Below are 12587 nucleotides of genomic sequence, written 5' to 3'. Positions count from 1 at the left end.
ACGGAATGACCTTGATTGCTGTGACTATTGATTGATGGCTTCGGTCTCGACCGCTTCGAGATGGAAGGCGGCGGCCATCAGCGCGCGGGTATAATCCTGCTTCGGCGCCTGGAAAATCTGGTCGGCGGGACCTTCTTCCACCACCTTGCCGAGCCGCATGACGATGACGTGGTTGGCGAGAGCCTTCACGACCTTGAGATCGTGACTGATGAAGAGATAGGCAAGATCGTGCTTCTTCTGCAGGTCGCGCAGGAGATCGACGACCTGCGCCTGAACGGTCATGTCGAGCGCCGAGGTCGGCTCGTCTAGCATCACGAACCGCGGTTTCAGCACCATGGCGCGGGCGATCGCGATGCGCTGCCGCTGGCCACCGGAAAACTCGTGCGGATAACGCCAGCGCGTTGCGGGGTCGAGGCCAACCTCGGTCAAAGCCCAGGCGACGCGCTCGTCGCGGCCATCGGGGGAAAGCGACCGCTCATGCACCTTCAGCCCCTCGGCGACGATATCGCCGACCGACATGCGGGGGCTAAGCGACCCATACGGATCCTGGAAGACGACCTGAAGACGGTCGCGGAAGGGACGCATTTCCTTGAAGGAGAACTTGTCGATGTCCGTACCGATGAAGGCGATGCGGCCCTTGGAGGAGATGAGCCTTGCGAGCGCCAGACCCAGCGTCGTCTTGCCGGAACCGGATTCGCCGACGACGCCGAGCGTCTCGCCGGCCCGCAACTCGAGATCGACGCCATCGACTGCCTTCACATGATCGACCACCTTGCGCAGGAAACCCGCCTTGATCGGAAACCAGACACGGATGTCCTTGCCTTCCATCACCACCGGCTTCGAGGGATCGGTCGGCGGCGGCTCGCCACGCGGCTCAGAGGCAAGCAGGTGGCGGGTATAGGCGTGCTGCGGGTTGGCGAAGACCTCCTCGACCGTGCCGGTCTCGACGATCTTGCCCTTGGTCATGACGCAGACCCGATCCGCAAATTTCCGGACGATGCCGAGGTCATGGGTGATGAACAGCATCGACATGCCGTGCTCGCCCTTCAGCCCGCGCAGAAGATCGAGGATCTGCGCCTGCACGGTGACATCGAGCGCCGTGGTCGGCTCGTCTGCTATCAGCAGTTTCGGGCGGTTGGCGAGCGCCATGGCGATCATCACGCGCTGTCGCTGGCCGCCGGACAGCTCGTGCGGATAGGCTTTCAGCCGCTTTTCCGGTTCGCGAATGCCGACCTGGTTCAGGAGCCCGAGCGTCCGGATACGCACTGCCTGGCCGTTGATTCCGTGATGAAGCTCGAGGATCTCGCCGATCTGCCTTTCGATCGAATGAAGCGGATTGAGCGAGGTCATCGGCTCCTGGAAGATCATCGTGACATCGTTGCCGCGCACGCGTCGCAGTTCCGGCTCGGATGCCTTCAGCATATCCTTGCCGTCGAACAGTATTTCGCCGGACGGATGGCTTGCCGAAGGATACGGCAGTAGCTTGAGGATGGAGTTGGCCGTCACCGACTTGCCGGAGCCGGATTCCCCGACCAGCGCCATCACCTCGCCGGGCATGATGTCGAACGAGACCCTGTCGACGGCAATCAAGGTATCTCTGCCCTGGTGGAAGGCGACGGAGAGATCGCGGACGGAAAGGAGCGGCTCTGTCATCGGCCAAGGCTTTCGATGAGTGAGTTAAGCGTCGTTTCGTCTGGGCGAAGGACGGTTAAAGGCGAGCTACTCTTGGTGAGACCGTAGCGGAAATGCGTAATCTCATAAATGTCCTTCAGTCCCATGTCGGCGGTCAGCATGTGCGTGCAACCGGCACCGAGCGCGGTAGAGATATGGATCGAGTCCGGGAGTTTCAGCCCCAAATTTTGAGACCTTAGGACCGCAGCATACCATAACATCTGCCTAGCAACCGGGAGCACTTCGAGCCATTCATTTGTTTGAATCAGCCCCTCATATCTGTCGATAGCGCTGTCGTTTCCATCCCGGTACGGTTTAACCAATAACTCGGACAATGTCAGTTCGCTGGTAGCGAACCGTCGGGTGTGGTCGCCTATCGAAAGGAGGTTGGCCAATGCGGTGCTGATTTTGCTGTCGTTCTCAAATGCCAGAATGAAGATGTTTGTATCCAGGTAGATTTTTCCGAGCCCCAGCATCAATCATCCCATTCATCGCGTAATTCGCGTATGCGAGAGACGGCTTCTTCCACGCTGACAGACGGTCTGCCCTCGGCCTTGTATGTCCTGATGGCTTCCAGTGTATCTGCGAGGCTCATCGGCTTTCGCTCAACCATCGGGAAATCTTTGAAACCGGGATATCTCTCTACGTCGTTCCGTATCGAGACATCTTCCACCTCAACAATGATCCTGACGGTCGCGTCCGTCTCCAATCCCTCCCGCAGATCCTCGGGAAGGTTGGCGACCGGGTAATGCTCTCTGACGATCTTGTTCATGGCGTCACGCTCGCTGATATACCCGATAATCTAGCGCATCCATCATGCAATTACGACCCGCCATCACCCGAACGTCTTTCTAGGATCGAAGGCATCGCGCACTGCCTCGCCGATGAAGATCAGCAGCGACAGCATGATCGACATGGTGAAGAAGGCCGTGAAGCCGAGCCATGGCGCCTGCAGGTTGTTCTTTCCCTGCGAAATCATCTCGCCGAGAGACGGAGAGCCTGCCGGCAGGCCGAACCCGAGGAAATCGAGCGAGGTCAGCGTCGCGATCGATCCGGACAGAATGAAGGGCAGGAAGGTCAGCGTCGCGACCATGGCGTTCGGCAGAAGATGCCGGGACATGATCGTCCAGTTGCCGACGCCGAGCGCGCGGGCGGCGCGGACATATTCGAAATTGCGCGCCCGCAGGAACTCGGCGCGCACCACGCCGACGAAACCGACCCAGGAGAAAAGCAGGAGGATGCCGAGCAGGACGAAGAAGCCCGGGGGCAGGATCGAGGCAATGATCAGCAGGATGTAGAGAACCGGCATGGACGACCAGATCTCGATGAACCGCTGCATCAGAAGATCGGTCCATCCGCCGAAATAACCCTGCACAGCGCCCGCCGTCACCCCGATCATCGCCGAAAAGACCGTCAGCACCAGGCCGAACAGGACGGAGATGCGGAAGCCGTAGATCATGCGGGCGGTCACGTCGCGCGCCTGGTCGTCGGTGCCGAGCCAGTTCAGGTTGCCGAGGATGCAATTCGGGTCCTGATCTTTTTGCGGATAGGCGGCGCAGCGATCCGCTTTCTCCATCAGCCAGAAGGGTTCGGTCGGCGCCGAATGGGGAATGTTGGAGTTGACCGTCTGGTAGGAATAGCGGATAGGCGGCCAGACCATCCAGCCGTTCGCCTGGATTTCCTGCTGGATATAGTCGGAGCGATAATCGGTTGTTGCCAGGAAGCCGCCGAATTTTTCCTCCGGATAGTCAACGAGGACCGGGTAGAGGATTTCGCCCTTGTAGGAGGCGACGATCGGCCGGTCGTTGGCGATGAATTCCGCAAACAGGCTGAGCACGAAAAGGACCATGAACAGCCAGAAGGACCAATAACCGCGTTTGTTGGCGCGGAAATTGGCGAGCCGCCGGCGGTTGGTCGGCGTGATCCAGGGCCGCTTCTGCGGCGTCTGCACGGCGGTCTTTGCGGCGGTTGCCTCCATCAGACATCCCTCCGCTCGAAATCGATGCGCGGATCGATCCAGGTATAGATCAGGTCGGAAATGAGGCTGACGAACAGGCCCATCAGCGAGAAGATGTAGAGCGTGCCGAAAACGATCGGGTAATCGCGGTTGACGATCGCGAGATAACCGAGGCGCCCCAGCCCATCCAGCGAGAAGATGTTCTCGATCAGCAGCGAGCCGGTGAAGAAGGCGGAGATGAAGGCGCCGGGAAAGCCCGCAATGACGATCAGCATGGCGTTTCGAAACACGTGGCCATAAAGCACCTGTCGCTCGTTGAGGCCCTTGGCACGCGCCGTCGTCACATACTGTTTCTTGATCTCGTCGATGAACGAGTTCTTGGTCAGCAGAGTGGTTGTGGCGAAAGCCGAAAGCGACATGGCGATCAACGGCAATGTCAGATGCCAGAAATAGTCGATGATCTTTTCCCACCAGGAGAGTTCGGCAAAATTATCCGAAACGAGACCCCGCAGCGGGAACCAGTCGAAAAACGAACCGCCCGCGAAGAGTACGATCAGCAGAATGCCGAACAGGAAGCTCGGCACCGCGTAACCGATGATGATCGCGCCGGAGGTCCAGACATCGAAGGTCGAACCGTCCTTGACGGCCTTGCGGATGCCCAGCGGAATCGAGATCAGATAGGAAACGATCAGGATCCAGAAACCGAGCGAGATCGACACCGGCATCTTGTCGATGATCAGGTCGAGGACCGAAGTATTGCGGAAGAAGCTCTCGCCGAAATCGAAGCGAATGTAGTTCCACATCATTTCGAGGAAGCGCGTCGCCGGCGGCTTGTCGAAACCAAACTGCTTTTCGAGCTTCTTGATGAATTCCGGATCGAGGCCCTGCGCGCCACGGTAACGGCTTTCCTCGCCTCCGCCCTGTTGCTGCAGCATGTCGCCGCCACCGCCGGAAAGCCGATCACCGGTGTCCTGACCCTGGATCTGGGCGATCACCTGTTCAACAGGCCCGCCCGGCGCGAACTGCACGACGAGGAAAGAAATCGCCATGATGCCAACGATCGTCGGTATCATCAGCAGGAGACGGCGAAGAATATAGGCGCCCATCAGAGCTCCCTGCCTGTCGTCACGGGGCTTGTTTCACCACATATCCCAATGCCGATCAAATGGCTCTTTCCTCTTTTCCGGTGCGAATCATACGGGCTTATTTGGAACAGGTGCCGGACGGCGGCGCAAGTCCGCGCTTATTGTGTCATTTCGCAGGGTTTTTGGCCGACCAGGTCTCGGGGAAGCCGATGCTGTATTCCGGCAGTCTCTGCGGATGCGTGATACGGTTTCCAGTAGGCGATCCTTGCTTCGCCGGAATAGAACATCGGAACGACATAGTGGTTGGCGAGCAGCACCCGGTCCATCGCCTTGACGGCCGCCACCTGATCCTCCCGGTCCTGGGCAGCGGTGATCATGCTGATCAGCTGATCCACCGCCGGATCGGCGATGCCTGCATAGTTGCGTGATCCCGGCCGGCTGACGGACGCCGATCCCCAGTAGTCCGCCTGTTCGTTGCCGGGGTTCATGGTCTGGGCCCAGACACCGTACATCATGTCGTAATCAAAGCTGCGGATGCGATTGATATATTGCGATGCGTCGACTATCCGGAGCCGGGCGTCGATGCCGATTTTCTTGAGGCTCGTCACATAGGGCATCACGGTGCGCTCCTGCGACTGGCTGTTCAGGAGAATTTCGAAGCTCAGGGGCTGTCCGGTCTTGGCATTGAGCATCCGGTTGCCCTTCAGCTCCCAGCCGGCGTCCTTCAGCAGGCTGATGGCGGTGCGCAGGTTATCGCGCACCTTGTTCGGGTCGCCGCCGACGGGGTTAGTGTACGGAGTTGTGAACACTCTCGCCGGAACTTTGTCCTTCAAGCCGTTGAGAATCTCCAGTTCCTTTCCCTGCGGCAGGCCGGACGAAGCAAGCTCGGTGCCCCAGAAGAAGCTATCGACCCGCTTCAGGCCGCCATAGGCAAGGTTCTTGTTGAGATCCTCGAAATCGTAGGCATAGTTCAGCGCCTCGCGGACCCGCGCATCCTTGAATATGTCGCGCCGCATGTTCGGCACGAAAGCCTGCATGACGCCGACGGCCTTGAACGGGTTGGTCAGCGCTTCCTTGATGACCCGCCCATCCTTCACCGCATCGAAATCATAGCGCGTGACCCAGCGGCTCGAACTGTTTTCCTGGCGGTAATCGATGTTGCCGGCCCGGAAGGCCTCGAATTCCACGTCGGCATCGGAAAAATAGGTATAGTTGATCGTCCGGAAGTTATATTGGCCGAGATTGATCGGCAGGTTCTTGCCCCAATAGTCGTCGCGCAGTTCGTAACGAATGGTGGAGCCCGGCTGAACGGCGCCGATCTTGTAGGGGCCGGACCCCATCGGCGGCTCCAGGGTGGTGCGGGAAATGTCGCGCTGGTTGCCTTGTGCATCCTTGCCTTCCCACCAGTGCTTCGGCAGGACCGGAAAATCGCCGACGATCGAGGGTAGTTCGCGATTGTTCTTTTCGTCGAAGCGGAAGGTCACTTCGCGGTCGCCGGTCTTTTCAGCACCCGTGACGTGCCGATAGTAGCCGGAATAGAGGGCGCTATGCTCCTTCAGCTTCTCCAGGCTGAAGATCACGTCCTCCGGAGTGACCGGCTGGCCGTCCGCCCATTTCGCCTCCTGCCTCAACCGGAAGGTCACCGAAGACACATCGTCCGGATAGGACACGGCCTCGGCCAAAAGGCCGTAGGTACCGAAAACCTCATCCTCCGACCGCTTCATGAGCGTGTCGTAGATCAGGCTGACACCCGAAGCCGCGGTACCCCGGTCGATCACGAGGTTGAGGTTGTCGAATGTGCCTTCGTCGCCGAGGCGCAGCTCGCCGGCCTTCGGCGTGTTCACATCGACATAGGGGAGCTGCTTGAAGTCTGCCGGCAGCTTCAGGTCACCGACGACAGCCATGCCATGCCGCCATTTCGGCTCCTGGGCGGTCGCCGCCGATGTCCAAAGAGACATTGCTGCGAGAGCGATCACGAAAGCTATCTTCAGGCGGGCCAAGAGCATGCGTTACCCCTTGTGAGTTTCTTTGTTGCGGTGAAGCATAGGGCAAAAGGCGGCGAAAAACAGGAGTTCCAAACTCACATCCGTTTTATCCGGCATTATGTTCCTGAAAATCGGCAAGGCGTTCGCCATCTCCATTTCACCAAAATCCTGTTTCACGGTAGTTTGGAAGCGATCAGGTGATTTGCGGCGGATGGCATGAGATCGATTTCGAGTACAATTATGCGGCTGACGACGGCTGCTTTCCTTTGCGGCACGTTCGCGGGATCGGTGGCAGCGCAGGAGGGCACACCGGCGAAACAACTTTTCGCCGGCGTCAAGCTTCCGAGCAAGGCGGAGGCGGAACCGCTTGGTTTCTATGCCAAGGGCTGCATGTCGGGCGCGGTGGCGCTGCCGACCGACGGGCCGACCTGGCAGGCGATGCGCCTTTCGCGCAACCGTCGCTGGGGCAATCCCGAACTGATCGCACTGCTCGAACGCTTCTCCGGCGACGCAGCAAGGCTCGGCTGGGGTTCCGGCATTCTCGTCGGCGACATTTCGCAGCCGCGCGGCGGCCCGATGATCAACGGCCATTCGTCGCATCAGATCGGCCTTGATGTCGACGTCTGGTTCACGCCGAAGCCCACCCAGCCGTTGACCGTGCCGCAGCGCGAAAGCTATCCCTTCACCTCCATGCTCGACAAGAGCAAGTTCCTGACCGTCGATTCCAACCGCTGGACCAGCACCCATGCCAAGCTGATCATGCAGGCCGCGAGCTATCCGCAAGTGGAGCGCGTCTTCGTCAATCCTGCCATCAAGAAGAAACTCTGCGACACCTGGACCGGCGACCGCGACCTGCTTGGCAAGGTGCGGCCGATCTACGGCCATGACGAACATTTCCATATCCGCATCTCCTGCCCGCCGGGCTCCACCACCTGCCAGAAGCAGGCCGCAGTGCCGAAGGGCGACGACTGCAGCAGCAAGGGATTTGCCTGGTGGTTCACCAAGGAGCCTTGGGCGCCGCCGCCCAAACCGGACCCGAACAAGAAACCGGTAAAACCGCGTCAGGTCATGCTCTCGGACCTGCCGAAGGCCTGTGCGGCCGTGCTTGCGGCCCCCTCGCGTTCCGAAGACGACGCGACATTCGGCGGCAGCGCCGTGGCCTACACGGCTCAGCCTGCCGCGTCGGCATCGGCAAGGACTGTCGAAGCGATCGTCAATGACCCGCCGTCCGCTTCCAGTGATATGCCGGTCCCGACGCCGCGTCCGCTGCAATAGTTTCCCGACAAGGCCGGCAATCGAAACGCCGGCCCCTTCGCGACCTTCCCAAGACCGAAGCGGCACGCTAGAACGCATCACAAATCGATTGAAAATCGTTCTGGCGAGGACACCCAATCATGTCGGCCAAGCCCTGCATCGCGTTGATCGCACACGACCAGAAGAAGAATGACATGGCGGATTTCGCCCGCCATCACCAGGCAGCACTTTCCCGATTCAACATCGTCGCCACCGGCACGACCGGCGGCCGGGTTCAAGATGCCTGCCCCGGTCTTGAAGTGACGCGGCTGAAAAGCGGCCCGCTCGGCGGCGACCAGCAGATCGGCGCGATGATCGCCACCGGCGAGGTCGACATGCTGGTGTTCTTCATCGACCCACTGAGCGCGCTTCCCCATGACGTCGACGTCAAGGCGCTGACGCGGCTGGCGACCGTCTACGACATTCCGATGGCACTCAACCGCGCCACCGCCGAAAAACTCATCGACTTTCAGAAGGACTAAGCTTCCCGATGGCCGATACCATGAAGACCGACAAACTGCCCTTTCCGATCCTGATCGGCGATATCGGCGGCACCAATGCCCGCTTCTCCATCCTCCTTGACGCCTATGCGGAACCGAAGCCGTTTCCGAACGTGCGTACTGCTGACTATGCGACGATCGACGATGCGATCCAGAAAATCGTGCTCGATTCGAGTTCCGTTCAGCCGCGCTCGGCGATCCTTGCCATCGCGGGACCGATCGACGGCGACGAGATCGATCTGACCAATTGCGATTGGGTGGTGCGGCCGAAAGACATGATCGCCCAACTCGGCTTCGAGGATGTGCTGGTCGTCAACGATTTCGAAGCCCAGGCGCTTGCCGTCGCGGCCATGCCCGACGAATACCGCGAGACGCTCGGGCCCAACAGCGAGCCGCATATGGCATCGCGCGTCGTGCTCGGCCCGGGTACCGGCCTCGGCGTTGCCGGCCTCGTCTATGCGCGGCACATGTGGTTTCCGGTTCCCGGCGAAGGCGGACATGTGGATGTCGGCCCTCGCTCTGAGAGGGATTTCGAGATCTTTCCGCATCTCAAGCGCATCGAGGGCCGTGTTTCTGCGGAAGAGGTCCTGAGCGGGCGCGGCGTCGTCAACATCTACCAGGCCGTCTGTGCGGCCGACGGCCTGCAGCCCGCGTTTTCCGATCCGGCGGATATCACGGCTCACGGTCTGAACCGTTCGAATTCCCAGGCCGTCGAAACGCTTTCGCTGTTTGCCACTTATCTCGGCCGCGTCGCCGGCGACATGGCGCTGATCTTCATGGCGCGCGGCGGCGTCTATCTCGCAGGCGGCATCTCGCAAAAGATCATTCCTGCGCTGAAGGATCCGGAGTTCCGGGCCGCGTTCGAGGATAAAGCGCCGCATACAGAGCTGATGGGCACGATCCCGACCTTCGTGGTGACCCATCCGCAGGCGGCGCTCGCCGGCCTTGCAAGCTTTGCCCGCACGCCCTCCGCCTACGGCCTTTCCATGGATGGCCGCCGCTGGCAACGCTAGGACCGGACTGAGATCATCGCCGCGGGCGAGGCCGGTTTTCCTGAAGACGGCCTGCAAGAGATGCTTGCGCAGTGTGGAAGCGGCCTTTACGCTCGCCCCAACAAGCTGTAACCGCTCGAAAAGACCGACCGACAAAAGCAGGGACTACGCCGCACATGATTGCAAATGACATGAAACTCGTAGTGGTCGGCGCAGCGGGTCGGATGGGCCAGGCACTGATCCGGGTCATTCATGAAACCGACGGCGTGGCATTGCATGCAGCGGTCCAGCGCGAAGGTTCGCCGTTCATCGGCAAGGATGCAGGCGAGCTCGCGGGTGTCGGAACGCTTGGGGTCCCCGTGACCGCCGATCCGCTTCAGGCTTTTCTGGATGCCGAGGGCGTGCTCGATTTCACCACACCCGCGACCAGCGTCGCCTTCTCGGTCCTTGCCGCGCAGGCACGGATCGTCCATGTGATCGGCACGACCGGGTGCTCGATCGAGGACGAGGAAAAGTTCAAGGCGGCGGGCCGTCACGCGCGCGTAGTCAAATCCGGCAATATGAGCCTCGGCGTCAACCTGCTCGGCGTGCTCGTTGCGCAGGCGGCGAAGGCTTTGCCCGCCGCCGGCTGGGATATCGAAATCCTCGAAATGCATCACAAGCACAAGGTCGACGCGCCATCTGGAACGGCACTGCTGCTCGGCGAAGCGGCGGCACAAGGCCGCGGCATCGATCTCGCAAGCCAGTCCGTCAGGGTGCGTGACGGCCATACGGACGCCCGCCCGACCGGCACGATCGGGTTTGCGACGCTGCGCGGCGGCTCGGTCGTCGGCGACCATTCGGTCATCCTTGCCGGCGAAGGCGAACTGGTGACGCTCTCGCACAGCGCGCGCGACCGCTCGATCTTCGCGCGCGGCGCGGTTGCCGCAGCGCTCTGGGCGCGCGACAAGAAGCCCGGCCACTATTCCATGCTCGACGTGCTCGGGCTTTCCTGAAAATCTTCCCGGAGGAATTCATCCCATGAGCGGAACTCTCGTCCTTGTGCGCCACGGCCAGAGCGACTGGAATCTCAAGAACCTTTTCACAGGCTGGCGCGATCCGGATCTGACGCCGCTCGGCATCCAGGAAGCCGAGGCCGGCGGCGAAGCGCTGGCAGCAACGGGTATCAAGTTCGACATCGCCTTCACCTCGGTGCTGAAGCGCGCCCAGGACACGTTGAAGATCGTCCTCGACAAGGTCGGTCAGCCGAATCTCGAGACGATCCGCGACCAGGCGCTCAACGAGCGCGACTACGGCGATCTTTCCGGCCTCAACAAGGACGATGCCCGCGCCAAGTGGGGTGAGGAGCAGGTGCATATCTGGCGCCGTTCCTACGACATCCCGCCGCCGGGCGGCGAAAGCCTGCGCGATACCGGCGCCCGCGTCTGGCCCTATTACATGACGGAAATCCTGCCGCGCGTGCTGCGCGGCGAAAAGGTCCTCGTCGCCGCTCATGGCAATTCGCTTCGCTCGCTGGTGATGGTGCTCGACCGGCTCAGCAAGGAAGAAATCCTCAAGCTCAACCTCGCGACCGGCGTGCCGATGGTCTACACGCTCAAGGCCGACTCGACCGTCGCTTCAAAGGACGTTCTCGGCGACATGTCCGGCGCGCACTGAGCGCGTCGGAAGCAATCAGTTCCGCTTCTGGGATTTCAGCGACGCCAGCATTTCCCGGCGAAGGATTGCATTCATGCGGGCCTGATAACCTTTGCCCTGCGACTTGAGCCAGTCCACAACATCGGCATCAACCCGGGCCGTGATCTGCTGTTTCAGGGGGCGATAAAATCGTCCCCGCCCGGCATTCTGGAGTTGTTCGTCGGTCAAGCCTGGAATGTCGCTGTAATCTATCTGCTCGTCAGGAAGTTTCGACAGGGCTGCAAGCTCAGCCCTCTGCTTTTCGGTCAGAGGCGGCAGACTATCCCTATCGACCTCGTACCTGACGATCTCAGAGCTCTTCTTCATAACGTCGTCTTTCTCTCGGATCGGCTTTTCGGGCCGAAATGATGCGGATCACCTCGTAGGCCTGGCCGTCATCCTCCTCGTCCTCGTAGACGGTGTGAGCAACGAGCAGGATGGCGAGACCATCAACAGAACCCAGTGCCTGCCAACGCTGCTCTCCACCTTCGATACGATCCTGCTCGATCAGGACGAAAGGGTCGGCGAAAACACGCGCCGCGGTCTCGAAGCTGATGCCGTGCTTCTTGACGTTCGTCGCCGCCTTTGCGCGATCCCATTCGAAACGCATCAGGTTCATTACAAAAATATAATTATAATTATGCAACTACACAAGCAAATCTCGATACTCAACTCTCGATCGTGAACTGCACCATGTCTGCCGGAAACCGGCTGACGGCATATTGCACCGGCACGCCGTCCGGATCGGTGTTCAGCGCGCGGGCGACGAGGATGATGGCTCCCGGCGATAGCTGCAGGTCGGCGAGATCCGCCCCGTCCGCATGGGTAGCCGTCACTTCCGTCGAGACGCGCAGATAATCCGAGAGGCCGAGCATCCGGAATGCGACCGTGATCGAACCGCTTTTGCTGTAAGCCTCCTCAATGCCGCTGAAACGGTCGGCCGGAAACCAGGTCGTCGAGCGGGAAACCGGGCGGTGATCCGCCTTCCTCAGCGTTTCCAGCCGGATCACCGGCGTGCCTTCGGGAATGCGCAGCCGGGCCGACAGATCGGTCGATGCCGGTTCCTGTGCCGAATGAAGCAGCAGGCCTTCCTTTTCCCGCGCCTGGTCGCCGATACCCTCGCTGAACCTTGTGCGCCGCGTGATCGGGAAGTTCAGCCGTTCCTTGCGCTCGATCAGGGTACCGCGCCCCTGCACGGAACGGACGATGCCTTCCTGGGCGAGAGCGGCAAGCGCGCTTCTCACCGTATGGCGATTGACGCCGAATTGCGCAGCCAGCGTGAATTCCGGCGGCACCTTGCCGGTCGCGTCGTAGTCGCCGTTGGCGATCGAGGCGCGAATGCGATCGGCGATCTGACGCCAGAGCGCCACGCCGTTTTGCCGATGAACGTTTGCCTGCCCCGTATCCATGTCACACGCTTGTTATATGCG

13 protein-coding genes and 1 pseudogene are annotated in these 12587 nt (G+C 60.6%); 5 read left to right on the top strand and 9 right to left on the bottom strand.

Features of this window, described 5'->3' with window-relative positions:
• Positions 1-24: 24 nt before the first annotated feature.
• From ACZ9IU_RS01335 to ACZ9IU_RS01310, 6 genes and pseudogenes are all read right to left on the bottom strand, one after another.
• On the bottom strand, positions 25-1653 hold the full coding sequence (locus tag ACZ9IU_RS01335; protein ID WP_038548095.1) for an ABC transporter ATP-binding protein: 1629 nt from the start codon (positions 1651-1653) through the stop codon (positions 25-27).
• A complete protein-coding gene (locus ACZ9IU_RS01330) occupies positions 1650-2147 on the bottom strand; it encodes a type II toxin-antitoxin system VapC family toxin (RefSeq protein ID WP_038548093.1) in 498 nt (165 codons plus the stop codon). The genes ACZ9IU_RS01335 and ACZ9IU_RS01330 overlap by 4 nt, the downstream gene beginning before the upstream one ends.
• Positions 2147-2443, bottom strand: a complete 297-nt coding sequence (locus ACZ9IU_RS01325) for a hypothetical protein (RefSeq protein WP_038548091.1) — start codon at positions 2441-2443, stop codon at positions 2147-2149. The genes ACZ9IU_RS01330 and ACZ9IU_RS01325 overlap by 1 nt, the downstream gene beginning before the upstream one ends.
• Before the next feature lie 63 nt (positions 2444-2506).
• A complete protein-coding gene (locus ACZ9IU_RS01320; RefSeq protein ID WP_038548088.1) occupies positions 2507-3649 on the bottom strand; it encodes an ABC transporter permease in 1143 nt (380 codons plus the stop codon).
• A complete protein-coding gene (locus ACZ9IU_RS01315; RefSeq protein WP_038548084.1) occupies positions 3649-4734 on the bottom strand; it encodes a microcin C ABC transporter permease YejB in 1086 nt (361 codons plus the stop codon). The genes ACZ9IU_RS01320 and ACZ9IU_RS01315 overlap by 1 nt, the downstream gene beginning before the upstream one ends.
• Before the next feature lie 145 nt (positions 4735-4879).
• Positions 4880-6719, bottom strand: a pseudogene (locus ACZ9IU_RS01310) (extracellular solute-binding protein).
• Between the two features lie 219 nt (positions 6720-6938).
• Here ACZ9IU_RS01310 and mepA point away from each other — a divergent pair.
• From mepA to ACZ9IU_RS01285, 5 genes are all read left to right on the top strand, one after another.
• A complete protein-coding gene (gene mepA / locus ACZ9IU_RS01305; RefSeq protein WP_051899981.1) occupies positions 6939-7973 on the top strand; it encodes a penicillin-insensitive murein endopeptidase in 1035 nt (344 codons plus the stop codon).
• Positions 7974-8092: 119 nt separating this feature from the next.
• Positions 8093-8473, top strand: coding sequence for a methylglyoxal synthase (locus tag ACZ9IU_RS01300; RefSeq protein ID WP_038548075.1), 381 nt, complete (start codon positions 8093-8095; stop codon positions 8471-8473).
• An 8-nt stretch (positions 8474-8481) separates the two neighbouring features.
• Positions 8482-9504: a glucokinase gene (locus tag ACZ9IU_RS01295; protein WP_038548072.1), complete on the top strand. Its 1023-nt coding sequence runs from the start codon at positions 8482-8484 to the stop codon at positions 9502-9504.
• A gap of 155 nt (positions 9505-9659) precedes the next feature.
• Complete coding sequence (dapB, locus tag ACZ9IU_RS01290; RefSeq protein ID WP_038548068.1) at positions 9660-10478, top strand: 4-hydroxy-tetrahydrodipicolinate reductase; 819 nt, start codon at positions 9660-9662, stop codon at positions 10476-10478.
• Positions 10479-10503: 25 nt separating this feature from the next.
• Positions 10504-11139, top strand: coding sequence for a 2,3-bisphosphoglycerate-dependent phosphoglycerate mutase (locus ACZ9IU_RS01285; protein ID WP_038548065.1), 636 nt, complete (start codon positions 10504-10506; stop codon positions 11137-11139).
• A 15-nt stretch (positions 11140-11154) separates the two neighbouring features.
• On the opposite strand, the gene ACZ9IU_RS01280 is transcribed toward ACZ9IU_RS01285, so the two are convergent.
• Genes ACZ9IU_RS01280 through phnF form a run of 3 tightly spaced genes read right to left on the bottom strand, consistent with a single transcriptional unit; the run spans position 11155 to position 12566 of the window.
• Complete coding sequence (locus ACZ9IU_RS01280) at positions 11155-11484, bottom strand: BrnA antitoxin family protein (RefSeq protein WP_038548062.1); 330 nt, start codon at positions 11482-11484, stop codon at positions 11155-11157.
• The gene (locus tag ACZ9IU_RS01275; protein ID WP_244447456.1) at positions 11468-11767 is read right to left on the bottom strand and encodes a BrnT family toxin; all 300 of its coding nucleotides are present in this window, start codon (positions 11765-11767) and stop codon (positions 11468-11470) included. Before ACZ9IU_RS01275 ends, ACZ9IU_RS01280 begins: the two co-directional genes overlap by 17 nt.
• 58 nt (positions 11768-11825) lie before the next feature.
• Positions 11826-12566: a phosphonate metabolism transcriptional regulator PhnF gene (gene phnF / locus ACZ9IU_RS01270; protein ID WP_038548058.1), complete on the bottom strand. Its 741-nt coding sequence runs from the start codon at positions 12564-12566 to the stop codon at positions 11826-11828.
• Between the last annotated feature and the right edge of the window lie 21 nt (positions 12567-12587).

The organism is Mesorhizobium sp. USDA 4132, from assembly GCF_056279545.1.
This window is presented reverse-complemented; position numbering and strand designations above follow the sequence as displayed.

Coding starts and splice junctions, on each gene's coding strand:
- ACZ9IU_RS01300 (WP_038548075.1), top strand. CDS start 8,093: ATGTCGGCCAAGCCCTGCATCGCGTTGATCGCACACGACCAGAAGAAG.
- ACZ9IU_RS01325 (WP_038548091.1), bottom strand. CDS start 2,443: ATGAACAAGATCGTCAGAGAGCATTACCCGGTCGCCAACCTTCCCGAG.
- ACZ9IU_RS01280 (WP_038548062.1), bottom strand. CDS start 11,484: ATGAAGAAGAGCTCTGAGATCGTCAGGTACGAGGTCGATAGGGATAGT.
- ACZ9IU_RS01285 (WP_038548065.1), top strand. CDS start 10,504: ATGAGCGGAACTCTCGTCCTTGTGCGCCACGGCCAGAGCGACTGGAAT.
- ACZ9IU_RS01320 (WP_038548088.1), bottom strand. CDS start 3,649: ATGGAGGCAACCGCCGCAAAGACCGCCGTGCAGACGCCGCAGAAGCGG.
- dapB (WP_038548068.1), top strand. CDS start 9,660: ATGATTGCAAATGACATGAAACTCGTAGTGGTCGGCGCAGCGGGTCGG.
- ACZ9IU_RS01275 (WP_244447456.1), bottom strand. CDS start 11,767: ATGCGTTTCGAATGGGATCGCGCAAAGGCGGCGACGAACGTCAAGAAG.
- mepA (WP_051899981.1), top strand. CDS start 6,939: ATGCGGCTGACGACGGCTGCTTTCCTTTGCGGCACGTTCGCGGGATCG.
- ACZ9IU_RS01315 (WP_038548084.1), bottom strand. CDS start 4,734: ATGGGCGCCTATATTCTTCGCCGTCTCCTGCTGATGATACCGACGATC.
- ACZ9IU_RS01335 (WP_038548095.1), bottom strand. CDS start 1,653: ATGACAGAGCCGCTCCTTTCCGTCCGCGATCTCTCCGTCGCCTTCCAC.
- phnF (WP_038548058.1), bottom strand. CDS start 12,566: ATGGATACGGGGCAGGCAAACGTTCATCGGCAAAACGGCGTGGCGCTC.
- ACZ9IU_RS01330 (WP_038548093.1), bottom strand. CDS start 2,147: ATGCTGGGGCTCGGAAAAATCTACCTGGATACAAACATCTTCATTCTG.
- ACZ9IU_RS01295 (WP_038548072.1), top strand. CDS start 8,482: ATGGCCGATACCATGAAGACCGACAAACTGCCCTTTCCGATCCTGATC.